General features: G+C 27.6%; 20 protein-coding genes and 1 pseudogene. 10 read left to right on the forward strand and 11 right to left on the reverse strand.

Annotated features, from left to right (window positions below; genetic code table 11):
- The 3 genes from MSCUN_RS08285 to MSCUN_RS03440 form a co-directional block, all read left to right on the forward strand.
- Positions 1-1,019, forward strand: a 1,019-nt coding sequence (locus MSCUN_RS08285; RefSeq protein WP_170104025.1) for a hypothetical protein, incomplete at its 5' end; no start/stop codon positions are given.
- Positions 1,020-1,026: 7 nt separating this feature from the next.
- A complete protein-coding gene (locus MSCUN_RS03435; protein ID WP_095607819.1) occupies positions 1,027-1,722 on the forward strand; it encodes a hypothetical protein in 696 nt (231 codons plus the stop codon).
- A 233-nt stretch (positions 1,723-1,955) separates the two neighbouring features.
- Positions 1,956-2,627, forward strand: coding sequence for a hypothetical protein (locus tag MSCUN_RS03440; protein ID WP_143744836.1), 672 nt, complete (start codon positions 1,956-1,958; stop codon positions 2,625-2,627).
- A gap of 238 nt (positions 2,628-2,865) precedes the next feature.
- Here the strand turns inward: MSCUN_RS03440 and MSCUN_RS03445 are convergent, their stop codons facing one another.
- The 3 genes and pseudogenes from MSCUN_RS03445 to MSCUN_RS08475 form a co-directional block, all read right to left on the reverse strand.
- A complete protein-coding gene (locus MSCUN_RS03445; RefSeq protein WP_095607821.1) occupies positions 2,866-3,351 on the reverse strand; it encodes a universal stress protein in 486 nt (161 codons plus the stop codon).
- A gap of 253 nt (positions 3,352-3,604) precedes the next feature.
- A complete protein-coding gene (locus MSCUN_RS03450; RefSeq protein ID WP_109582977.1) occupies positions 3,605-5,503 on the reverse strand; it encodes a class I SAM-dependent DNA methyltransferase in 1,899 nt (632 codons plus the stop codon).
- Between the two features lie 180 nt (positions 5,504-5,683).
- Positions 5,684-5,764, reverse strand: a pseudogene (locus MSCUN_RS08475) (hypothetical protein); the annotation flags it as partial.
- Here MSCUN_RS08475 and MSCUN_RS03455 point away from each other — a divergent pair.
- The 5 genes from MSCUN_RS03455 to hemA all read left to right on the forward strand — a co-directional run bounded on the left by MSCUN_RS03455 (position 5,763) and on the right by hemA (position 10,731).
- Positions 5,763-6,425, forward strand: coding sequence for a type IIL restriction-modification enzyme MmeI (locus MSCUN_RS03455; protein WP_095607823.1), 663 nt, complete (start codon positions 5,763-5,765; stop codon positions 6,423-6,425). The pseudogene MSCUN_RS08475 and the gene MSCUN_RS03455 sit on opposite strands and share 2 nt — an antisense overlap.
- An 803-nt stretch (positions 6,426-7,228) precedes the next feature.
- Positions 7,229-7,960, forward strand: coding sequence for a tRNA-dihydrouridine synthase (locus MSCUN_RS03460; RefSeq protein ID WP_095607824.1), 732 nt, complete (start codon positions 7,229-7,231; stop codon positions 7,958-7,960).
- Positions 7,961-8,158: 198 nt separating this feature from the next.
- Positions 8,159-8,641 carry a methanogenesis marker 9 domain-containing protein gene (locus MSCUN_RS03465; RefSeq protein ID WP_095607825.1) on the forward strand — a complete coding sequence of 161 codons (483 nt, stop codon included), beginning with the start codon at positions 8,159-8,161 and terminating at the stop codon, positions 8,639-8,641.
- 182 nt (positions 8,642-8,823) lie between these two features.
- Positions 8,824-9,456 (forward strand): precorrin-2 dehydrogenase/sirohydrochlorin ferrochelatase family protein, encoded by a 633-nt coding sequence (locus tag MSCUN_RS03470; protein ID WP_095607826.1) that lies wholly within the window; start codon positions 8,824-8,826, stop codon positions 9,454-9,456.
- Positions 9,457-9,534: 78 nt separating this feature from the next.
- Complete coding sequence (gene hemA / locus MSCUN_RS03475; protein ID WP_095607827.1) at positions 9,535-10,731, forward strand: glutamyl-tRNA reductase; 1,197 nt, start codon at positions 9,535-9,537, stop codon at positions 10,729-10,731.
- A gap of 203 nt (positions 10,732-10,934) precedes the next feature.
- On the opposite strand, the gene MSCUN_RS03480 is transcribed toward hemA, so the two are convergent.
- The 3 genes from MSCUN_RS03480 to cofE all read right to left on the reverse strand — a co-directional run bounded on the left by MSCUN_RS03480 (position 10,935) and on the right by cofE (position 13,653).
- The gene (locus tag MSCUN_RS03480) at positions 10,935-11,696 is read right to left on the reverse strand and encodes a GTP cyclohydrolase III (RefSeq protein ID WP_095607828.1); all 762 of its coding nucleotides are present in this window, start codon (positions 11,694-11,696) and stop codon (positions 10,935-10,937) included.
- Positions 11,697-11,966: 270 nt separating this feature from the next.
- Positions 11,967-12,863, reverse strand: coding sequence for a 2-phospho-L-lactate transferase (gene cofD / locus MSCUN_RS03485; RefSeq protein WP_095607829.1), 897 nt, complete (start codon positions 12,861-12,863; stop codon positions 11,967-11,969).
- Positions 12,864-12,888: 25 nt separating this feature from the next.
- Entirely contained in the window at positions 12,889-13,653 is a 765-nt protein-coding gene (cofE, locus tag MSCUN_RS03490; protein WP_095607830.1) for a coenzyme F420-0:L-glutamate ligase, read from the reverse strand.
- A gap of 114 nt (positions 13,654-13,767) precedes the next feature.
- Between cofE and MSCUN_RS03495 the strand changes: the two genes are divergently transcribed.
- Positions 13,768-14,067 (forward strand): hypothetical protein, encoded by a 300-nt coding sequence (locus tag MSCUN_RS03495; protein WP_095607831.1) that lies wholly within the window; start codon positions 13,768-13,770, stop codon positions 14,065-14,067.
- A 72-nt stretch (positions 14,068-14,139) separates the two neighbouring features.
- Here the strand turns inward: MSCUN_RS03495 and mmp11 are convergent, their stop codons facing one another.
- From mmp11 to hacA, 5 genes are all read right to left on the reverse strand, one after another.
- On the reverse strand, positions 14,140-15,096 hold the full coding sequence (mmp11, locus tag MSCUN_RS03500) for a methanogenesis marker protein 11 (RefSeq protein ID WP_095607832.1): 957 nt from the start codon (positions 15,094-15,096) through the stop codon (positions 14,140-14,142).
- 202 nt (positions 15,097-15,298) lie between these two features.
- Positions 15,299-15,703, reverse strand: coding sequence for a 6,7-dimethyl-8-ribityllumazine synthase (gene ribH, locus MSCUN_RS03505; protein ID WP_095607833.1), 405 nt, complete (start codon positions 15,701-15,703; stop codon positions 15,299-15,301).
- 301 nt (positions 15,704-16,004) lie between these two features.
- Positions 16,005-16,979 carry an isocitrate/isopropylmalate family dehydrogenase gene (locus tag MSCUN_RS03510; protein WP_095607834.1) on the reverse strand — a complete coding sequence of 325 codons (975 nt, stop codon included), beginning with the start codon at positions 16,977-16,979 and terminating at the stop codon, positions 16,005-16,007.
- Positions 16,980-16,981: 2 nt separating this feature from the next.
- Positions 16,982-17,491, reverse strand: a complete 510-nt coding sequence (locus tag MSCUN_RS03515; protein WP_180738324.1) for a 3-isopropylmalate dehydratase small subunit — start codon at positions 17,489-17,491, stop codon at positions 16,982-16,984.
- Positions 17,492-17,524: 33 nt separating this feature from the next.
- On the reverse strand, positions 17,525-18,781 hold the full coding sequence (gene hacA, locus MSCUN_RS03520; protein ID WP_095607835.1) for a homoaconitase large subunit: 1,257 nt from the start codon (positions 18,779-18,781) through the stop codon (positions 17,525-17,527).
- 951 nt (positions 18,782-19,732) lie between these two features.
- On the opposite strand from hacA, the gene MSCUN_RS03525 reads away from it, so the two are divergent.
- Positions 19,733-22,135, forward strand: a complete 2,403-nt coding sequence (locus MSCUN_RS03525) for an OB-fold nucleic acid binding domain-containing protein (protein ID WP_095607836.1) — start codon at positions 19,733-19,735, stop codon at positions 22,133-22,135.
- Positions 22,136-22,174: the final 39 nt, after the last annotated feature.

Raw genomic sequence — 22,174 nt, forward strand, 5'->3', positions numbered from 1 at the left:
TGTTTTTAGCAATGATGCATTCTTATTCTGATTATGTAGCACAAAAATTAAATACAACAAGAATTATAACAGATGAAGTAATGTGTATGGTGGGAATAGAAAATAGTAGAATGAATTACATACACTATAATGATCCATTAGCAGGAATGACAATAAAAGACAATACAAATATAGTAATGTTTAATATGTATCAGTCAATGTTTTCGTATAATTGTGCTAAATTTGTATTAAATACAATAGAATATAATATAGCAACAACAACAAAGGATGAAATAATAGGATTACTAAAACTAAATTCAGAGGTTAATTTATTCCTAGATAATGAAACAGGCATACTTAAGATGCATTCAAACTTAACAGAAAATGTATCAATGATATTAGACTTAAAAACAGGAATTATGACATACATATTATGTATTGATGGATTTGAATATAAAGGAGCAATAACAGAAAATTTAACACCTGATATAATAAACCAAACAAATAAAAATAAAGCTCCATCAAATTATTGCTTTGAAGATATATTATGCCTAAACTTTAAAGATAAAACAAAAAATATTCTAGGATTACCACTAGATTCTGGATGGGCAGAAATTGAAGGAATGCTGGGAGGAATATTAATTGATGTGGGTGCAGGTGTATTTGCAACTGGATTTGGTGATGGTTTTGGATTTATTGTTGGTGGAGGTATGATGCTGGTTGGTGGGGCACTTTTATGTGCTGATGCTAATGGTTGGACAACTGATAGATATAATTTGAGTAGAGCTTTTTCTAGTGGATTAGATATTGCATTGTGTTTTTTCCCAGTATCATTTGTACCAAGAACATTTAAAGTATTTGAACTGGCAACAGAGAGTGGGAAAATATTTGATGAAGGTGGAAAAGTAGGAAAAATGGGAAAAGTTATTTTAAAAGGATTTGATGAAGTTCAAGGAGATTTATATGGAGAAGCAATGGATAAAATATTAGTAGATCCTTTTAAAGAATTTTTAAACCCTTATTTAGAAAAAAATAATTAGTGATGATATGAGTATTTTAATTTTACCTATTGGTGTAATTATTATATTAGTAGGTTTCTTTTCGATATATGAATTTTTAAAAAGTGATTTATTTTATAATTTAACAGGGCGTAAAATATATTATGTTAGAGAGTTTAGTGCTCGTGAAATTAAAGATGAATATTATAAAGTAACTGGACGTAGATTGTTGTATTCTAAAGATAAGGGTTCACGTGAACTTATAGATTCTATAGGTATACCTCTTTGTTCAATAACTATTTGTTTATTAATTCTTTTTATTGGATATTCAGTATATTTGCTCGGTGATTATTATCTTATATTATATCTTGGATGTTTTCTTTCCGGTTTAATTATATATTTTAGTTTTTTAATATGTCTTCGTATAAAAGTTTTCTATTATAATGGAGATAAGTATGAAAGTGAAAAGAGATATCCTATAAGTTACCCTATGGTTAGTTATACTTGGACATTGTATCTTTCTATACATACTACACTATTTTATCTGTTATATATAGCATCACATGCACAGATTTTAATTTATGGTATGGTTGGGTTATTAATATTAGCACATGCTTATATTTTCTCTGATTATATGAATAAAGTATTACCATATGATCTTAGAACTTTTAAAGGAAATTGTTTAGAGACTCCTCTTATAATATCACCCATCATGATTATTGTAATTTTGATGTTGTTATATTAATTGCCAAACTCTCTTTTCTCTTATTTTTTTTAGAAGAATAAAAAAAATAGTTAAAAAAAATTATTTAATATATATGGTAAAAATTTTCATCAAAAAAAAATAATATGTATAATAATCTAGTATAAACTTATTATGGATGAAAGAATTTAATAAATTATAAAGTTTTAAGAAGGTTAAATAAAATGACTATTTATATTGCATCAGGTTACTTGATTATTGGTGGAATTTTTTTTATGATGGTAAGTTTTGTTTTGATATCTAAGTTTTTAACAAGTGATTATTTTTATAATTTAACTGGACGTAAAATATTTTATATTAGAGATACTAATCCTGATGAAACTATAGATTATATTAATGAAGTTAGAGTTGGACGTAGATATGATTCACTGGAATATATGAAATATTCAGGTTCTCGTCAACTTATAGATTCTGTAGGTTTACCTTTTACTTCAGTATATATTTGTTTATTAATTCTTTTTATAACAGGAATAATATATTCATTAGCTGGAAATTATCCCATGTTATATGCTGGATATTTTGGATGTGCTTTAGTTGTATATTTTACTTTTTTAATATATCTTCGTATGAAGATTTTCTATTATGGTGGAAGTAAGGCTGAATGTGAAAAAAGATGTCCTGGAAGTTATCCTAAAGTTAGTTATACTTGGACAATACTTCTTTCATTTTATTCTACAATACTTTTCTTTTTATATATTGTAACATATAAACAAAGTTTCATTTATGGTATAATTGTACTATTAATAGTAGCACATCTTTATATTTTCCCTGATTATATGAATAAAGTACTACCATGGGATCTTAGAAGTTTAAAAGGAAATTTTGTGGAAAGTTTTCTTATGGTGATACCTATTCTTTATATTGTCTTTATTGTATTATTTAGTTAATTATCATACCCATTACGAGTAATTTAAAAAAAAGAGTTTTAATAAACTGATATTAAAAAAAATAAGACTTTAAAGCTACTTTAGTTTTTAATAGTCTCTATCATCTCCCCTTTTTTTCTTTTAAAAAGAGAATTTAAATAAAGTATGATAATAATTTTATAGAACTATAAAAAAAGTAGTAAAATGGAGAGGAAAAAAATATTAAAAAGATTTTTCAAATAACCTTTATTTTTTTTATCTAGTTATTTTCATCTTTTTTTATTTCATAATTGTTTGGTATTACAAGTACTGGTACTTTTGAGTGTCTTACTATTTTTTCTGTAACTGATCCTAGTAGGAATCTGTCTATCATGTGTTTTCCACTACTTGCCATTACAATCATGTCAATTTCTTTTATTTCTGATACTTTTAAGATAACATCTGCTGCATTTCCTTCCATTGTAAGAGTTTTTATTTTAAGTTTTTCAGGATCAAATCCATGTTCTTCTTCATATTCTACGATGATATCTTTTACACGTTGTGTTACTTTTTTACTTTCACGTTCAAGTACAATTTCTGTATCTGTTATAAGTTCTTCTTCAGGAAGACCTGAAAGGTAAACACTATCTACTACATTAAGTACAACTATCTCTGCATCTTCATCTGTTGCTATTGTTGCTGCGTGAACTATTGCTTTTTCTGAATTTCTTGAACCATCTGTTGGTAGTAATATTTTTTTATACATAAATTATACACCTCTTATTTTAATTATTTAGTAATTTAATAAAATATTTACTTCTACTTAATACATATGGAGACTCTTAATATTTAAAGTAAATATAAAAAAGTATGATAAAAAATATTAAAATATACAACATGTACAATTTTATAATATAAAAATTACATTAACATAAGATATTTTAAAAAAGTATAATTAATTATAATACATTATAAAATATATAATTGTAAATTTATGTACAAAAAAAAGAAAGAATTTTCTAATTATTATTCTTTTTATATTCATATAATTTTAATAAAAATTTTAAAGTACTCTCTTCATTAGTAAATACACCTTTTTCATAGAAAGATTCAGATTTATATAACTTTTCTACTTCCTTATCTAGTTTTTTATGAGCCTTTTTTAATTCTAGAGGCATAGTTTCAGGATCATATAAATCAAATAATGTTTTCTTAGACTCTTTACGTATATCCAATATTTCTTGAACACATTCTACTACTTTTACTTTATCTTCACAAGATACATCAGGGAAAGGAAAATCATTATATAAAGTAGTGGAATATCTAAAATTATCTCCTAATTTTCCGCCAATAAATTTAATCCAAATCATATTTATTTTAGAAGATAAGATTCCAAAAAGATACTTACTAGAACTTGAAATAATAAATGCTGAATTATTTGTAATTACTTCTTGATCTATTAAATCAAGTGGAATATATTCTCTATTTTCAGTAGTTGTTGCTGGGAAAAAGATATATGATTCATCATCCTTATTTTCAGGTAATCTTATTTCCCCGAATAATTGAGGATATTCAGCTAATTGCCTAGTCTTTTTTCTTGTACTTTTTAATCTTTTATTTTTGACATTTTCAATTCTTTCTTTAATTACCGATATTTTTAAAACATCTGAAAGATCTGAATTTAAATCATCTTTAAACCATAGACAATACTGGACTTCACCTTTGATATATTTTTCTGAAGTTGCTAATCTATGTATATATTTTTCAATTCTAGAATCTTCTTTTATAAGTTTATTTTTTTCTTTTTCATTCTTAATTATTAAATTTCCACCATCATTTGGCATACTTCCAGCCTCTATCTTAGGAACATCACAAATAGGTTTATATTTTTTAGGCTCTGGAACTATTTCATCCATATCTAATAAATAACTATTTATTTGAGATACTTCATGTTTTTCAGGTAATGATGTAGGTTTTTCATATGTATATAAAAATTTTTTATTTCTTTCATTAAAACTAAATCCTATAATAACACAAAATACTGAAGCATTCTTTTTTGCTTCATTTTTCCATCTAAATGTTTGATGTGCAAAATTTATATAAAAATCATCATATTTTTTCCGTAATTGTATCCATAAGTTAGGTACTTGTTCTCCTTGACATATACTATTTGTTGATACAAATGCTGATTCTATTTTGGTTCCTTTCATATAATCAAGTGCTTTTTTATACCAAGCAGTCACATAATCTAATGTCCCAATATTTTTAAATCCTTTAAAGACTAATTTCATATCTTCTTTTTGTTCTTTATTTTGATTTTGTTTTCCTCCAAATGGTGGGTTACCAATAATATAAACATTATTATCTGGTTGTACAACCTCTTTCCAATCCATTCTTAATGAATTTTCATTTTTTATATTGACATATTGTTTTAATGGAAGATTATCTTCATGTAAGTCTAATGATTCATATTTTAAATTCATTTGATGTTCAATAAACCACATAGATACTTGTGCAATTTTTGATGAAAATTCATCTATTTCTATTCCATAAAAATTCTCAATCTTAATTTTCGTAATTGAACCTGGTATTAGAATAGTTTGCTTATCTTTCCATTTTTTAATATTACTTTCAAGTGATCTAATTTTTTCCAAAATTTTATATTCCAATAATCTTAATTCTCGATAAGTTACAATAAGAAAGTTTCCAGATCCACATGCAGGATCAAAGAATTTTAAATTACCCATTTTTTCTAGTAACTTTTCTAAATAATATTTTTTATCTTTTTTTGAAGATTTTTTCAGTGCTTGATTGTATTCTTCTCTAAGATTATCCATAAATAAAGGATTTATAACTTTTAATATATTTTCTTCACTTGTATAGTAAGATCCTAGATCTCCTCTCATATTTTCATCCATCACATATTGAAATAATGATCCAAATATTGATGGATTTATTTTATTCCATTCAAAATTACATGCTTCACATAAATATAGATATAATTCATCATTAAATACGGGAGTTTTTATAGGTTCACTAAATAAACTTCCATTTACATAAGGAAAATTTTTTAGTTCATCAGAAAAATTAGTCTGTCTTTCATCTTCTTTTTCATCTAATATTTCAAATAATGTATTGATTCTTTGACCTAAGTTATTAATAGTCCTACTTTTCTTTATGGTTAATCTAACATTATTAAAGGAAAAAGCTAAGAAATTTGCAGAAGATCAAAAAGATACTTCTTATGAAAAAGGAGAAACAAGTTCATTTTGGTTAGATTTCATGAAAATTTTTGATATTAAAAATAAGGTACTTAATTTTGAATATCAGATAAAAGATGGAAATAATCAAACTAGATATATTGATGTAATTTGGAAAGGTAATTTCATTGTAGAACAAAAAACTAGGGGAAGAAATTTAGATAAGGCTTTTAAACAAGCATTAGGATATTCTAATTTACTATCTAATGAAGATAGAGTGGATTATATTATAGTCTGTGATTTTAATACATTTAGATTAACAAATATTAAAACAAATGAGGATATAGAATTTAATTTAGAGGAACTACCAGATTATATTGAAAATTTTGATTTTATTTATAATTATGGAGAAAAATTTCATCCAACACAAGAACAATTAACATTAAAAGCTTCAGAAGTTCTTGCAAAAATTCATGATCAATTAGTATCAACAAATTATACAGAAAAAGATTTAGAAATCTTCCTAATAAGACTCTTATTTTGTTTATATGCAGAGGATACAGGAATATTTGATGAATACCAATTTTATGATTATATCAAACTTTCAGATAAAAATCCCTATATTTTATTAATTTCCTAAATAAAAGAACTATTTTTTTATATTAAATAGTTTTTAATTATTTAATGAATTTAATTCCTTTTAAAAATAATTAATTTTGTTTTATTATATAATATATATTTCAGATAAAAAAAAACATAAAAATATATTGTTTTTAGGATAGGAAAGAAATATAAATTAAATAAATATAATTTTTTTTGATACTATTTTTTTAAAGTTTTACTTGTGTATTTTTTAAAGTTTTCTTTAATACTTCATTCTTGTTTTTTATGATTTTATAGATTGATTTTTAAAGCTTTTTTTAATATATAATTATGTTTTTATTTTTTTATGATTTTATGAGTTGATTTTTAAAGCTTTTTTTAATTTTAGTTATTTTTTAAGGGTTATCTATTTATAAAATTAATGATTTATATTTTAGTGATGAATTTAGAATTTGAATTTTAAGTTTTCTTTTCATTTCTTATTATCAAATTTTAATTTCATGTTGTTTAAATTATAAGTACTTACTTCATATAATAAAATAGCGTTGGTCAATATTTTATTATATTAGAAGATATAACTACTCAAATGGTGTGTTAATTGAATTATCTTTGCAATGTGGGAGTTGTGAAAAATGTTCAGATGCCCTGTAACTGAGTATTTCATGCTTATAATTTTTTTTATTTTTTAATTTTATTTCTAATTATTTTAAGATACAATTTTTTTTAGAATACTTTTTTTTATATATTTTAATTTAAACATACAATATAACTAGTAATAATAAAAGTTTAAAATTATAAATACTCAAATTTTTATTATATATAGGAGTTTAATGATTTATTATGAATGTTTTAGGAGCTATGGCTGGTATATGTGATGGTAAATTTACAAAAAAATTTACAAATCAGAATGTTGATATTATAACACTTGGTGGATTTAGTTGTGATATACCTACATATGAAGCATCTTGTATGATTAAAGATATGGGACGTGATGAATTTACAATAAAACCATGTAACTTAAGTAATTATATTACTGATAATGTTAAAATTATACATGATTATAACCCAGATTGGAATGGTAAAATATGTGTTAATATACGAGGATCAAATAGTGAAGGATTTAAAATATTAAAAAATAATACAGATATTGATATTTTAGAAATTAATGCTCATTGTAGACAAAAACCAATCACAGATGTTGGTAGTGGACAAAATCTACAATATAACCTTGATATTTTAGAGGATATTATATGTGAAGTTTCAAGTCATAAAAATTATGATACATCAATAAAACTACGTGCAAATGTTAGGGGTGTAGATATACTTGATATAATTGACATAATAAATCAATATCCTGTTAAATATATACACATAGATGCTATGAAACCAGGTATAATGTGTGCTGATTATGAAATAATTGAAAAAATATCAGAAAATACAGATAAACACATCATAGCAAATAACTCCATAACAACATATGATGATTATCTTAAAATGATAAATCATAAAGCTCATAGTGTATCAGTAGCACGAGCTGCACTAAAAGGTGATATAACACACATATTTAAATAAAAATTTTAAACTATCATCCCCTTTTTTTCTAAACTAGTTTTTTCTCTTTTTTTACTCATACTTACAAAAAAATGATAATTTACATTATATATGAAAAATAAATGTAATAATAATATAATAGGATTTGAAAAATAATTATAAAATTAATATTAATAAATATTATTTAAATAAATAAATTTTTAAGGAGTGAAATATATAATGGCTTGGGAAGATGCACCTGCACATGTATGTAAAGGAGGAGATGCTAGAGGACTTGCATTTTGCTGTCCACCAGTAAAACCATGCCCTGTACATAATAAACTTGCAGAAATAGGACTTAGTCCACAAGACTTCATAGAATTAAAAGAAGAATTTGGTAAAAAAACAGAACTAGGAGGAGGACCAAATACATGTTTTGGATCACTAGTATGGTGTTGTAAAGCATCAAAACCATGTCCTCTAAGAGATTCACAACTACAAGCACTAGGAATATCACACGATCGGTACATGGATCTTAAAAAACAATTAGCTGATGAAATACTAGCAAAATCTAATGTAAATACAATCAAATATTCAGATGAAGATATAGCAAAACTAGCAGAAACATTTAATATACCACAATCTGAAGCTAAAGAAGCACTTGAAACAGCAGGAAATGACCTTAAAACTGCAATAAAGAATTTAAGACTAAAAAACTTATAAAAATAAACTAATTCTATTTTTTTGAAGAGAAAAAAATAAGAATATGTATAAACATTTTTTTTAACATTATTCTCTTCAAATAATATTTTTTTTAACTTTTTTCAAAAAAAAAACTTTTAACTTTTCTTAAAAAAAATTATATATTCTGATAAAATAAAACTGCGAAAAAAAGATGATATAAAATGACACTTACATCACTATTTCTAGATATGCAAGATAAAAACGTACTAATCGTTGGAACAGGCGAAGTAGGAATAAGACGAAGTAGAAGATTTCTAGATACACAAGCTAATGTATACATAATAACCAAACACATAGATCCACAAATAAAAGATGAATTCATAAAAAAAGGAGCAAAATTCTATGATAACACACATCTTGATTCATTAATCAAAAAATGTGATCTTATCGTAGCTGCAACAAACAACACACAACTTAATGATGAAATAGCAAAAAAAGCCCAGGATAAACTAATAAACTGTGCAAGTAACATAGAACTTAGTAATGTAATCGTACCTTCTACATTTAAAATAGGAGATGTAACAGTATCACTATATACAGGATCAAAAAGTCCACTAATGGCAAAGAAACTAAGAAAAAAAATACAACAAACAATCACAACAAAAGACATACTAAATATCAAACTACAAGAAAACATAAGAGACACACTTAAAAAAACAATACCCCAACAACAAGATCGTAAAAAATTCATGAAACAAATAACAACAAATTCTGAAATACAAAAATACCTAGATGAAAACAACCTACAAAAAGCAGAAGAAAAAGCACACAACCTACTAAAAGAATATAAATAAAATAGAAATACTATAAAAACTATAATGAATATATAATAAACACTAAAAAAATCAAAGAAAATGGGGAATAAAAAAAAGATGTTAGTAAATTTACGTATAGACTTTAAAATAGCTGACATAGAAACTATGGAAGCATCATATGAAAAACTTGACCAGATAAATGAAGAGTTACATGAAAAATTAAATATCCTCGAAGAAGTAACACTAAAAACATGTAACAGGTATGAAATCTACCTAATAGTAGATGAAGAAGTAAATATACCAACTACAACATTCATTGTAGAAAAAAATGATATGGCAATCAACCACATACTACGACTTGCATCAGGACTAGAATCAATGATCATGGGAGAAGATCAAATACTAGGACAAATTAAAACAGCACGTAAAAATGCAATAAAAAACAAGACAATAGGACCAAAACTTGAAAAACTCTTCACAAAAGCAATACATGTAGGACAATCCATACGAAAAAATACTCACATAAACGAAGGTGGAGTATCAATAGGAAGTGGAGCTGTTGAATTACTTGAAGAAAAATATGGATCACTTGAGGGTAAAAATGTACTAATTATCGGTGCAGGAGAAATGGGAACAGTAGTATCAAAAGCACTACTTGAAAAACAAACCAATGCAATGGTAGTAGCAAACCGTACATTTGACAAAGCACAAGCACTAGCAACAGAACTTGATGGAAAAGCAATACGTTTTGATAAACTTGATGATGCATTTTCAAACATTGATATAGTAATAAGTGCAACAGGAGCACCACATCCAATTATAAATAGAGAACGTCTTGAAAAAGTAGTAAACTCAGAACATCTTAAAGAAATGGTACTCCTAGATTTAGCAAATCCACGTGATATAGAAGATAACGTACGAGAACTAGAAGTTAAACTATATAACATAGATGATTTACGTTATATAACAGATAAAAACAAGGAAAAAAGAGTACAAGAAGCAATAAAAGCTGAAGCAATAATAGATGAAGAAACAATCCTACTAAAAGATAGTCTACGTGAAATGGAAATAACACCAATACTCTCATCACTAAATATTGAAGCTGAAAAAATCAGAAAACAAGAACTAGATAAGACACTACATATGATAAATACAAATGAAAAAGACAACAAAAAAATAGATAAACTTACACGAAGTATAACTGAAAAAATGCTCTTTAACATTATTGCAAATCTAAAACAAGCAGCAAAAAGTGATGATAAAAAAACTATTGAAGCTGCAAAAAAAATACTAATAGAATACGACACACAATAAATGTGTTAATCCCCCCCTATTTTTCCCATTTAATTCAAACTTTTTTTTATAATCTCTTAATTACCACTGAAAAAAATACTCTTTTTTTAAACTCTAAAAAAAAATAAATATAAAAATCTTAAAAAAAAATAGGTAAAAAAATATTTTAATAAAAAAAAAAGTAGTGAGGGTGAATGTAATTGTAAGATAGAAATTCAAATTCCTTATTTACGATCATCATATATAATTACAGTATCATCTACCTTACCTGCTCGTATATCCTCAAGACCAATATCTGCCATGTCAGCTGCCTTTGCAGGTGTTTTAGATCGTCCTATACCAGCTTTAAGTCTAACACCAGTTTTAGTATCAACACGTTCTAATGCATCACGTAAAATGTCATCTGATATATTATTTGACGGTGCCATATAATTATCTCCACCAATAAAGAAGCAAAGTCCTCCAATCTGACTTAATTCTACCATCAATGCATTAAGTACTTCATATACCTTAATTGATGTATCAAATGCTGTTTCAACATCAGTTAATAGTCCTGTTACATCATCAATATCAATATGTGCAATTTGAACATAGCTATCATCATCATCTACTAGTGAATCTATATTTAGTACTTCACATCGAGATGCACTTTGTGCACCTCCACCTTTCTGGATCATTTCTGTTGCTATTTTTTGTGCTTCATATGCTGTATCTGCTGATCCTACACCCATACTTATAGTTATTGGGTAACGGTTACGTATTGAATCTTGTATTAGTTTATGATCATCATAATCCATACCATTACTTATAGCTATTAGATTATCAAATCTGTTAAAAAATACAATTCCTCCATGTGCTCCAAATTCACGTTCTAAATCACCATATAGTCTTGATTGTAATGTTTGTAAATCTGGTTCAGCTCTTGGTCCTGGTGTTACAGTCCAAGGTCCATAATTATCTATTTGAATCAATGTAATTTGTATCATTCAATCACTTAAAATTAATTTTATTATTATTTTTGTGTTGTTTTATTTATTATTTGAAAAAGTTTTTTCTTTCGGGGAGATTATGTATGAAATAATTATAAAAAAGAAATAATTTTATTATAAAAAAAATGTAAAAAGATTTGTATAAATTCTAGATAAAAGGATATATTTTTTTATTATTATTATTTTTTTCATATGATTAACTTTATCTAAATTATCCCATTTTTTTTCTACTACATTTTTTTATCTTTCTTTATATTTTTATGAGTTTTATAAAAGTATTTTATGTGCTAGATTAATTTTATCATCAATTGTTTTTAGTATAATATTATCTAAAGATACTTTTGTGATATTTTCATCAATTATATTTATATATTTATCATCGCTAGTATTTATTATATAATGATTAAGAAAGTCTTTATATATTTGAGCTACTCCAACCGGATTAACAGGAAAACCTAGGGCTTTCATGAATTTTGCTGCAGGTCCTGATACTACTGTTTCTCCTATAAATGGTGATACTGCTGTTGTATGTACTTTTTTAAGTGCTTTTATAACTCCTGGCATTTGTATTATTGGATTTATTGATGTTATAGGATTTGATGGTCCTATTATTACCTGATCACTATTTTCAATTGCTTCAATAACACCACTTGCTGGTGTGACAGGTTCATACATCACATCTATTACTTCAGGTTTTGATTGATTTTCTATTAGAAATTCATGAAAATCCATAATAGCATCTGTAGTTTTAATTTTTACATTTGATTGTTCATTACTCATAGGTAAGATTGTAGATTTTATTTTAAGTGCATCTTTTTGTATTTTTATAGCTTCTTGTAGTGAATATTTTTTCATAAGTTCTGTTTTCTGAATTTTTATTGCACGATCTTTATCCCCTATTTTTAGAGTTTCATGATATCCTATTTTTTCTAGTGTTTCATGAGTTGTGAATGTGTCATCTTTTTGTCCATACCAAAATTCATCATTTATTAAATCTGCCATTGTATACATTACTGTATCAATATCTGCTGCAACATATACACCTGAGAAGTAGTTATTTTCAAGAGTATTTACAATAATTGTTAAATCTTCCGGTTTTACTACTTCTTTTATTCCTTGAAGTAGTTTTGGTGTTCCTGTTCCACCTGATAATACTGTGATCATTTTATATCAAAACCAATTATTTTTTTTATCTAAATGCATCATTTTCTGGGTCTCTTAGTATTTCACTTATCATTGATTCGCCAATATTACATGCTACATTTGTAAGATTATATCCACGTATTAATACTACACATAATCCACTATCTGCTTGTCCCATAATAAGTGATGCTGCTGATGCTAGTTCATCTGCTGTTGCTTCAATTGTACTTTGAAGAGGTTGTCCATATAAATCTACCATTCCTCTAAAATCAGTGCATGGATGCATACCACTAATACCAACAGCCACACCCATTGCTCCTACACGCCATGGTCTTCCCTGGGTATCTGATATTATTACAGCAGTTTTTTTACCACTTTTTTCATCTAAGTATTTTTTGATTTTCTGAGCACTTAAATCTGGATCAACAGGTAGTGGTGTTATATATCCTTCTTCACAGTTACTATTATCTACTGCTGAATTTGCACATATAAATCCATATGGTGTTTCTGTAATTATAAGACCTGGTAGACATTTTATTACATTTACTGTGTTATCTAGTATTACTTGGCATTGTTTTGGATCTTTTCCTGAAACTTCTGCCATTTTATAAGCTTCCATTGTTGGTGTTACATTCTCAAGTTTTACCAGGTTTCCCTCAGCTTTTGCAACTACAGTTTCTGCTACTACAAATATATCATCATCATGTATTTTAATTCCATTTTTTTCTATTGCTTCATATATTATTTCTTCAAGATTATCATCTTTTTTTATTATTGGAATATCTTCTATTCCCACTACCTCAATTTTCATTATTTCATGTTCTCCCTTTTGTTATTATATAGGTGTCTTATTTAATTTTAATAAATATTATCTATATTTGTTCATAAGATTTAAGAATTTTTATAATTATAAATATATAGTATTATGTCAAATGATGAACAGTTTTTTCAAGGTGTAGTTTTTAATCTTAAAAACTTCAAGAAAATAGAAGATGAACTTTATAATTTCCAAGTTGAACATCCAGAAGAATGTGTACCTCTTATACCATTTTTTAGTACAGAATATACAAATAAGCTTAATGAATTTTATGTATCTAATATGGTGGCTGCTAAGAGTTTTGATGATTACATGTTTAACGTTAGAATTAAGGGATTTCCTGCACTTATGCGTGAATTTATTATGAAACATCCAGAATTTAGTGATATTATAATAAGTTTTGATTAAAAAAAAAGAGTGTTAAATTTAAAATAAATAATTTAATTTGTTAAAAAAAAAGAAGGGTAGGAATCTTTTTTTTTAGTTTTCACTACCTTTTCCATATACTTTTGCATATTCATCTGGATTATTATATAATCCTAATGCTGCAAGAGCTCCAATTAGACCTTCTTTTCCTGTTATATATTCAACTCTTATACCATTATCTTCTGCTATTTTTTGAGCTTCATCTAATGATTTCATTGATTGTTTTGCTTCTATTGCATAATTTTGAACATCTTGAGGAACATCTAGTTTATCATATACTACAAATGCTGTTTTATCTGATAATGTTTTATTTTCTAGTTTAGTTTTAATTGTTTGTATTAGATCTTCTTCATCTTCTGGTTTTACTGCAAATGTTAGTATTATTGATACACAGTTTTTTGTCTTATTTGGATTTTCAGGAAATAGTTGACATGTGATATGTTCTAGGTATTTGTATCCTTTCTCATTTTGGATTTCATTTGCAATATTATTTGCAAGTGTCCATGTTGCTCCTTGTGTTGGTATGTCTGTATCATCTAGTCCTATTATAACTTTTTTATATTTTGGTGTTACTACTGCTGCACGTCCTACCTTGGATCCTCCACCTTTTTCATATATTTCAACTCTTTTTACACCAGATGCTTTTCCTCGACAAAATGCTGCTCCAACACCTGCACCAGCTAGTCCTGCATGTACTATTTTTATTTCATCATCATCAATTATTACATCACTTATTCCTGCTGCTTGAAAACTTGGTTTAAGTTCTAAATCTACATGTCCACATTTTACGATGTATGTGTGTTTATTTCCATCACGATGAGCATCTATTATTAGTGGACTTGTTCGCATATATTGTGTTATCATCCAGTCAGATCCTATGGGACATGGGTGATATTCTATTAGTTCAACTTTTTGCTCATCATCATCAGTTATTGTGATTATTTCATGATATGGTGTTATCCAGTCATCATCATATTTTTCTTTTAATTGAGAAGGTGTTAAAGTTTCCATATTTACCTATTTCCCTTTGAGTATTATTTTTTTTAATATATTTTTTTTATAAAAAATTTTGGTTTTATTCTTTTTATATTATTTTTTCCCTTTTTTTATCTTATTTAAGAGTATATTGATATTATATATTATTTATAAAAAAGAGAATTTATGGGGGTGAAATGTTTTTTTCTATCTTTACATTTAACATGTAATAAAGTATTTACTCTAGTACTTTTACAAGTTTTACTGCAGCTTCAACAGCACGTTTTCCATATTCAACTCTTTTATGAGCTTCAAGTCTTGTCATACCAGGTCCTGAAATACCAAGTGTTACAGGTTTGTTATATTGTAGTGATAAATCTGCAATTAAACGTGATGCTTGTGCTACAACAACTTGATCATGGTCTGTGTCACCTTCAATTACACATCCAAGTGTAATTACAGCATCTACATTTCCATCATCTAACATTTTCTTTATTGCTATTGGCATGTCAAATACTCCTGGTACTACTATTGTTTCTGTTATTTCTGCATCAAGGAATTTTGCATGTTGTTTTGCAAGCTCTAACATCATACTTGTTATGTCAAAGTTAAATTCTGCTACTACTGCTCCTATTTTAATCATGTTTTATCAAGCTCCATACTTTTTTTTATAAAAAATTAAATTATTGTAAAAATATTATTGTATTTTTTTTTATTCATTGTTACTTTTTATAATTAATATTATATAAGATATAAGACAAATGCTGACACTGAACTTATAACCATAATAGCTATAATGAATATTGCAATTAGTTTTACTCGTTCCATTGTATTCTAATCTCCCTTTTTTTTTGTAGTGTGTTGTGTTACCCTTTTTTTTAGTTAGTATTTTTTTTATATCTTTTTATTATTTTGTAGTGTTATATTTTTTTATAATTTAATTTTTATAATTTACTTGCAATGTATTCTGCCATTTGTTGTGTTGTTGCTTCTCCTCCCAGATCTGGTGTTACATTTACACCTTCTCGAATTACATCAATAAGTGTATTTTCAACACGACGTGCTTGTTCATTTTCTCCAAGATAATCTAGCATCATACAAGCTGATAGTATTGTTGCTGCAGGATCTGCAATACCTTGACCTGCAATATCAGGTGCTGAACCATGTACAGGTTCAAATAGTCCATTATTATCTCCTATATTTGCTGATGGTATCATTCCAAGACCACCTACAAGTCCTGCTCCTTCATCTGATAATATGTCACCATATAGGTTTATGGTTACTATTACTTGGAAGTCTAGTGGATTTGTTATTAGATACATTGCTGTTGCATCTACATAGAAATCATTTACATCAATATCAGGATAGTTTTCTGCTATTTTATAGAATTCTTCTTTAAATAGTCCATCTGATAGTTTTAATACATTTGCTTTATGTACACATGTAACTTGTGTTCTTCCTGTGTCTTTTGCATATTTAAATGCGTAGTCACATATTTTATCTGATGCTTTTTTGGTGATTTTCTTTCGTGCTATTGCTCCTTCAGGGGTTAGTTCTTCATCACCAATATATAGATCTTCTGTGTTTTCACGTACTATCATGAAGTCTATATCACCATATTTATCAGGTTCAAGTGATTTTACAGGTCTTAGATTTACAAATGTTTCAAGTTCACGTCTTAGTCTTACAATTACATCTGCTGCTGTTTCTCCTGCTGCTCCAAAAAGTACTGCATCTGATTTTTTTGCTATTTCTATTGTTTCATCAGGTAGTGCTACGCCTGTTTTTTCTTTACATGCATCTCCACAATCTGCATATGTGTAGTTAAATTCTATTGGAAGTTTATCTAGTATTGTGATTGTTGCTTCTACAACTTCAGGTCCTATTCCGTCTCCGCCTAGTACTGCTATATTATACATAATTATTTTTCCTCATTAAATCTTGTTTTATTTAGATAATCTATTAATCCACCATTTTCTAATATTTCAAACATGAATGGTGGTAGTTTACTTGTTGTATATTCTTTGTTGGTGGTTATATCATCTAGTAGTCCATTTTCAAGGTCTAGTTTTATGATGTCTTCTTCCATAATGTCATCTGTTCCTTCTGGTACTTCAACTAGTGGTAGTCCTATGTTTATTGCGTTACGATAGAAGATTCTTGCAAATGATGCTGCTACTACTGCTGTTATTCCAGCTGCTTTTAGTGCTATTGGTGCATGTTCACGTGATGATCCACATCCGAAGTTTGTTCCTGCTACCATTATGTTTCCTTTTTCTATTTTATCTTTGTAGTGAAGGTCATATCCTTCCATTACATGTTTTCCTAGATCTTCAGGATTACTTAATGTTAGGTATCGTCCTGGTAAGATACTATCGGTGTCTATGTCATTACCTAGTTTTAGTACTTTTCCTTCTATAATTTTTTCCATTCTTATTCAACTCCTAATTCCTTTTTTTTATGTTTATTTTTTTTCTGGTGCTGTGATGTGTCCTGTTATTGCACTTTCTGCTGCTACTATTGCTGAGCTTAGGTATACTGATCCTTCTGGGCTTCCTTGTCTTCCTTTGAAGTTACGATTAGATGTTGATAGACTTACTTCTCCATCTCCAATTAGTCCTATGTGTCCTCCTAGACATGGTCCACAACATGGGTTACATACTAATGCTCCTGCTTTTACAAATATGTCTATTAGTCCTTCATCTAGTGCTTGTTGGTAGATTGTTCTTGATGCTGGTATTACAAGTGCTCGTACTCCTTTTTTGATGGTGTTTCCTTTAAGTACACTTGCTGCTTGTCTTAGGTCGTTTATACGTCCATTGGTACATGATCCTATGAATATTTGATCAATTTCTACATCTTCAACTTCACTTGCTGGTTTTACGTTATCTACATAGTTTGGACATGCTACTTGTGGTTCTAGATCTTCTACATCAATGTCTATTACTTCAAGTGATGGTGCATCTGCATCAGTTGAGACTTTTGTGTATGGTTTGTTTGTTCTTCCTTTTAGGTATGCTTCTGTTTTTTGATCTGGTTCTATTAGTCCAGTTTTTGCTCCCATTTCTATTGCCATGTTACTTAGTACCATTCGGTCATCTACGTCCATGTTTGCAATTGTATCTCCTGTGTATTCTGCTGCTTTGTATCGTACACCGTCTTGTCCTACTTGTCCTATGATGTTTAGTATTACATCTTTACTTGTTACGTTTTCTTTTAGTTGTCCGTTGATGTTAAATTGGATTGTTTCAGGTACACGGAACCATAGTTGTCCTGTTGCAAATACCATTGACATGTCGGTTGATCCAATTCCTGTTGAAAATGCACCGAGTGCTCCATAAGTACAGGTGTGTGAGTCGCATCCTACTATTACATCTGATGGTACTACGTGTCCTTTTTCTGGTAGTACTTGGTGACATACTCCTTCATATACATCATAGAAGTTGTCGATTCCTTGTTCTTTTACAAATTCTCTGAGCATTTGATGGTTTTCTGCTGCAACTAGTGTGTCTGCTGGTACTTGGTGGTCAAATGGTATTACTATTTTTTCAGAATCCCATACTTTGTCTGTGTTTATATCTTTTAGTGCTTGTAGTGTAAGTGGTCCTGTTAGGTCATGTATCATAGCTACATCTATGTCTGCCATGATTATTTCGCCTGCTTCGACTTTTTCTTGATTTGAAGCTTTTGCTAATATTTTTTCTGACATTGTCATTGACATGTTATCTTCTACCTTCCTTTTTTTTGTTAATTTTTTTTTTAAATGTAAAAACTTTGTATTTTTTTTTAATACTATAATCAAGTATTTTAAGCCCTTTTTTTGTGTAATTTTATTTTTTTCTAAAATTAGTGTTAACTTATTTTTTTCAAGGTTTAAAATTATAGTTCTATAATATATTTATTTCTGATTTTCTTTTTTATTATCTTTTTTTATTATATGTGAAAAAATAGGATGTGAAATTATTATCATGATAATTTTAAATTTTAGATAAGTTTTAAATTTTATAATATTATATTTTATAACAAAATAGTATAAAAATAAAACAAAAGCATACTTATAATAATTAAAAAATAGTAAAAATCATAATATTTATAAGTAATATATAACAAATATAATAATACTTATTACTTATCATGTGCTAACAAAACAGCCATTTAATATAAGAAACAAAAACCTAAATAAAGACAATTTTATATTATTATAATATATATTATAGTAACAAAAAAAAGAAAACTTTTAAAAATATGATAAGTATAAAAAAAAATAATAAAATATTAGAATATTAAATCATAAATCCCCATAAAAAAAAATTTAAATTATTATAATGATAAACCAAAAAGACAAAACCTCTTTTTTAAAATAATCAAAAAAATTTACATATAAAAAAAAATAATATTTTTTATAAAATTCAAAAAGAAAATGTTTATATTAATTATTAAACTAAGAAAAAAAGATCACCAAAAAAATGTAGTAAAACAGCATATGATAACTTAGAAAAAAATGATGATATAACAACCACTTTAAAAAGCAATTCACTATAATAAAATTTTATATGTAAAAAAACTTAAATTATGAAAAAAAACACTTCATAAATTATACACTACACCTAAAAAAAAATTTTATAGGGATTAAAATATTAAATAACACCATATATGTGAGGTATCAAACACAATGGCAGAATCAAATGAGGATGAAATAATAATAACAGAAGATGAAATAAAAGATGCTTACCAACAAGTCAAAGAAAAAGTAGAATACAAACAATTTAAACAACGAGTAGAATTACACCTTGATACATACAAAGACTCAGCATTCATGTCAAAAGATGGAATACTAGATATGGCAATACAAGAATTTGAAGAAGGACAAAACATCCAACAAACACACACAAATCAAGTAGAAAAAATAAGCCAACTTATTGAAGGAAATGGAAACATCAGCATACAAGGAAGATTACTAGCAATATCAAACATTAAAACATTTAAAACCAAAGCAGGCAAAGAAGGAAAAGTAGCAAATCTAACAGTGGAAGATGATACAGGAAAAGTACGTGTAGTTATGTGGACAGATAACATGAAATACATGAACCGAATAAAGGAAGGAGACATAATAAAAGTCAACAACCTTGAAGTTCAAAAAGGCTACACAGGAGATCTAGAAGTTGTAATGAGAAGCAACTCATCAATACAAGTACTACCAGAAGAAGCAGCACCAAATGCACCAAAATATGAAGAAAAAATAACAAAACTTGGTGACATCAAAGAAGATGGTGAATATAATATAATAGCAAGAATCATCAAAATTGGAACAGAACGTGAAATACCAAAAGATGATAAAACACTCAACCTCATCACACTAACACTCATGGATGACACAGCAAACATGGAATTTACACTATGGAACAAAGACATAAACCTAATAGATACACTAGATTTACAAGAAAATGATACAATTAAAATACTAAAAGCACGAGCACAATACAGATACAACCAAATGGGACTAACTAATAGTTGGAATGGAAGAATAGTAAAAGGTGACTATGATCTTCCTGAATATAAACAGGAAATTCTAAAAATAGGTGATGCAAAACCAGCAGAAGATGTAACAATCCTAGGAATAATCACACGTGTATATGATCCAATAACATTCCAAAGAAAAGATGGAACAGATGGAAAAGTACGAAGTATAGAAGTAGCAGATACAACAGGAAAAATACGTGTAACACTATGGAATAAAGAAACAGAAATAGCAATGGATAAAGGAGATATCATCAAAATTGAAGATGCAAACATAGAAGAAGATGACTACAACGATGGAGTACGTCTAAATACAGGATGGAATGCATCAATAAAAATAAACCCAGACATAGATACACAAACACATGATGAACTAAAAGCACTCATAAATACAACACCAACACCAATAGAAGATGCACTAGACATAAATCAAGAAGAAGGACGAGACATAGATGTAATAGGAAGAATTCTAAGTATTGCCGATATTCGTGAATTTGAAAGATTTGATGGAACAACAGGACAAGTAAGAAGTCTTGACATTGCAGATGACACTGGTGCAATACGAACATCACTCTGGGATGAAAAAGCAGATATAAACCAATCACTAGGTGATGCAATAAAAATAGAAAATGCAAAAACACGTGTTGGACAATCTAAAATGGAGTTAAGTGTAGGAAGATCATCAAGAATAATAACACCATCAGATGAAGAAGTAGCAAAACTACCATCATATGAACAACTAGCAGAAGAACGCTACCATGAAAAAACACTAAAAGAACTAGAAGATGGAGAAACTGACGTAAAAGTTAAAGTCAGAATCATGGATATAGGAGAAATAAATACATTCTCACGTGATGATGGAACAGATGGAAAAGTACGAAGTATCTATGTTGCAGATAATACAGATCAACTACAAGTATCATTATGGGGAAATGACACTGATCTAAAATTCCCAGAACAAGCAGCAATAGTAATAGAAAATCCAAGAATACAACTCCAAGGAAACGATGAACTACGTCTAACCGTAGCATCAGATACAAATCTACGTCAAGCAACACAAGATGAAGCTCAAAGTATACCAACAGTACATGAAATACGAAACAAACTATACCCAGAAAAAGCAATAGAAGACATAGATGATGATGATAGACACATCCGCATAAAAGCAAATATCCAAGAAATTGATGGTGAAAATATACTACATCCAATGTGCCCATACTGTCATAAAGGAGCAACCAGAAGTGAAAATGGATTTGAATGTAATAGTTGTGGACAAGAAATAGAAACACCAGAATACTTAATGATTATAAAAACAGTACTAGAAGATGAAACAGGAACAATCTCAGCAACATTCTTCAGAAAAGAAGCAGAAGAACTAATTAGCACAACAACAGATGAAGTAATTGAAATCTTTGAAAAAACAGGAGATGAATCATCACTAGCTGCAAAAATAGAAGATCTCATAGGACATGAAGTAACAATTGTAGCAGATGCACAATTTAATGAATATGAAGAAGATGTAAAACTCAACGTTAAAAAAACAGAAATAGTAGTATAAAAAAAAATTAATATAAAATCTACATATACATAATAAATA

The organism is Methanosphaera cuniculi (assembly GCF_003149675.1).
GTDB classification, from domain to species: domain Archaea; phylum Methanobacteriota; class Methanobacteria; order Methanobacteriales; family Methanobacteriaceae; genus Methanosphaera; species Methanosphaera cuniculi.

Bases quoted from the DNA above. Each gene is read 5' to 3' on its own strand.
- MSCUN_RS03525 (WP_095607836.1), top strand. From the start codon at position 19,733: ATGGCAGAATCAAATGAGGATGAAATAATAATAACAGAAGATGAAATA.
- mmp11 (WP_095607832.1), bottom strand. From the start codon at position 15,096: ATGGAAACTTTAACACCTTCTCAATTAAAAGAAAAATATGATGATGAC.
- MSCUN_RS03465 (WP_095607825.1), top strand. From the start codon at position 8,159: ATGGCTTGGGAAGATGCACCTGCACATGTATGTAAAGGAGGAGATGCT.
- MSCUN_RS03450 (WP_109582977.1), bottom strand. From the start codon at position 5,503: ATGGATGAAAATATGAGAGGAGATCTAGGATCTTACTATACAAGTGAA.
- hacA (WP_095607835.1), bottom strand. From the start codon at position 18,781: ATGTCAATGACAATGTCAGAAAAAATATTAGCAAAAGCTTCAAATCAA.
- MSCUN_RS03435 (WP_095607819.1), top strand. From the start codon at position 1,027: ATGAGTATTTTAATTTTACCTATTGGTGTAATTATTATATTAGTAGGT.
- MSCUN_RS03470 (WP_095607826.1), top strand. From the start codon at position 8,824: ATGACACTTACATCACTATTTCTAGATATGCAAGATAAAAACGTACTA.
- MSCUN_RS03515 (WP_180738324.1), bottom strand. From the start codon at position 17,491: ATGGAAAAAATTATAGAAGGAAAAGTACTAAAACTAGGTAATGACATA.
- ribH (WP_095607833.1), bottom strand. From the start codon at position 15,703: ATGATTAAAATAGGAGCAGTAGTAGCAGAATTTAACTTTGACATAACA.
- MSCUN_RS03455 (WP_095607823.1), top strand. From the start codon at position 5,763: ATGGTTAATCTAACATTATTAAAGGAAAAAGCTAAGAAATTTGCAGAA.
- hemA (WP_095607827.1), top strand. From the start codon at position 9,535: ATGTTAGTAAATTTACGTATAGACTTTAAAATAGCTGACATAGAAACT.
- MSCUN_RS03440 (WP_143744836.1), top strand. From the start codon at position 1,956: ATGATGGTAAGTTTTGTTTTGATATCTAAGTTTTTAACAAGTGATTAT.
- cofE (WP_095607830.1), bottom strand. From the start codon at position 13,653: ATGAAAATTGAGGTAGTGGGAATAGAAGATATTCCAATAATAAAAAAA.
- MSCUN_RS03510 (WP_095607834.1), bottom strand. From the start codon at position 16,979: ATGTATAATATAGCAGTACTAGGCGGAGACGGAATAGGACCTGAAGTT.
- MSCUN_RS03495 (WP_095607831.1), top strand. From the start codon at position 13,768: ATGTCAAATGATGAACAGTTTTTTCAAGGTGTAGTTTTTAATCTTAAA.
- MSCUN_RS03480 (WP_095607828.1), bottom strand. From the start codon at position 11,696: ATGATACAAATTACATTGATTCAAATAGATAATTATGGACCTTGGACT.
- cofD (WP_095607829.1), bottom strand. From the start codon at position 12,863: ATGATCACAGTATTATCAGGTGGAACAGGAACACCAAAACTACTTCAA.
- MSCUN_RS03460 (WP_095607824.1), top strand. From the start codon at position 7,229: ATGAATGTTTTAGGAGCTATGGCTGGTATATGTGATGGTAAATTTACA.
- MSCUN_RS03445 (WP_095607821.1), bottom strand. From the start codon at position 3,351: ATGTATAAAAAAATATTACTACCAACAGATGGTTCAAGAAATTCAGAA.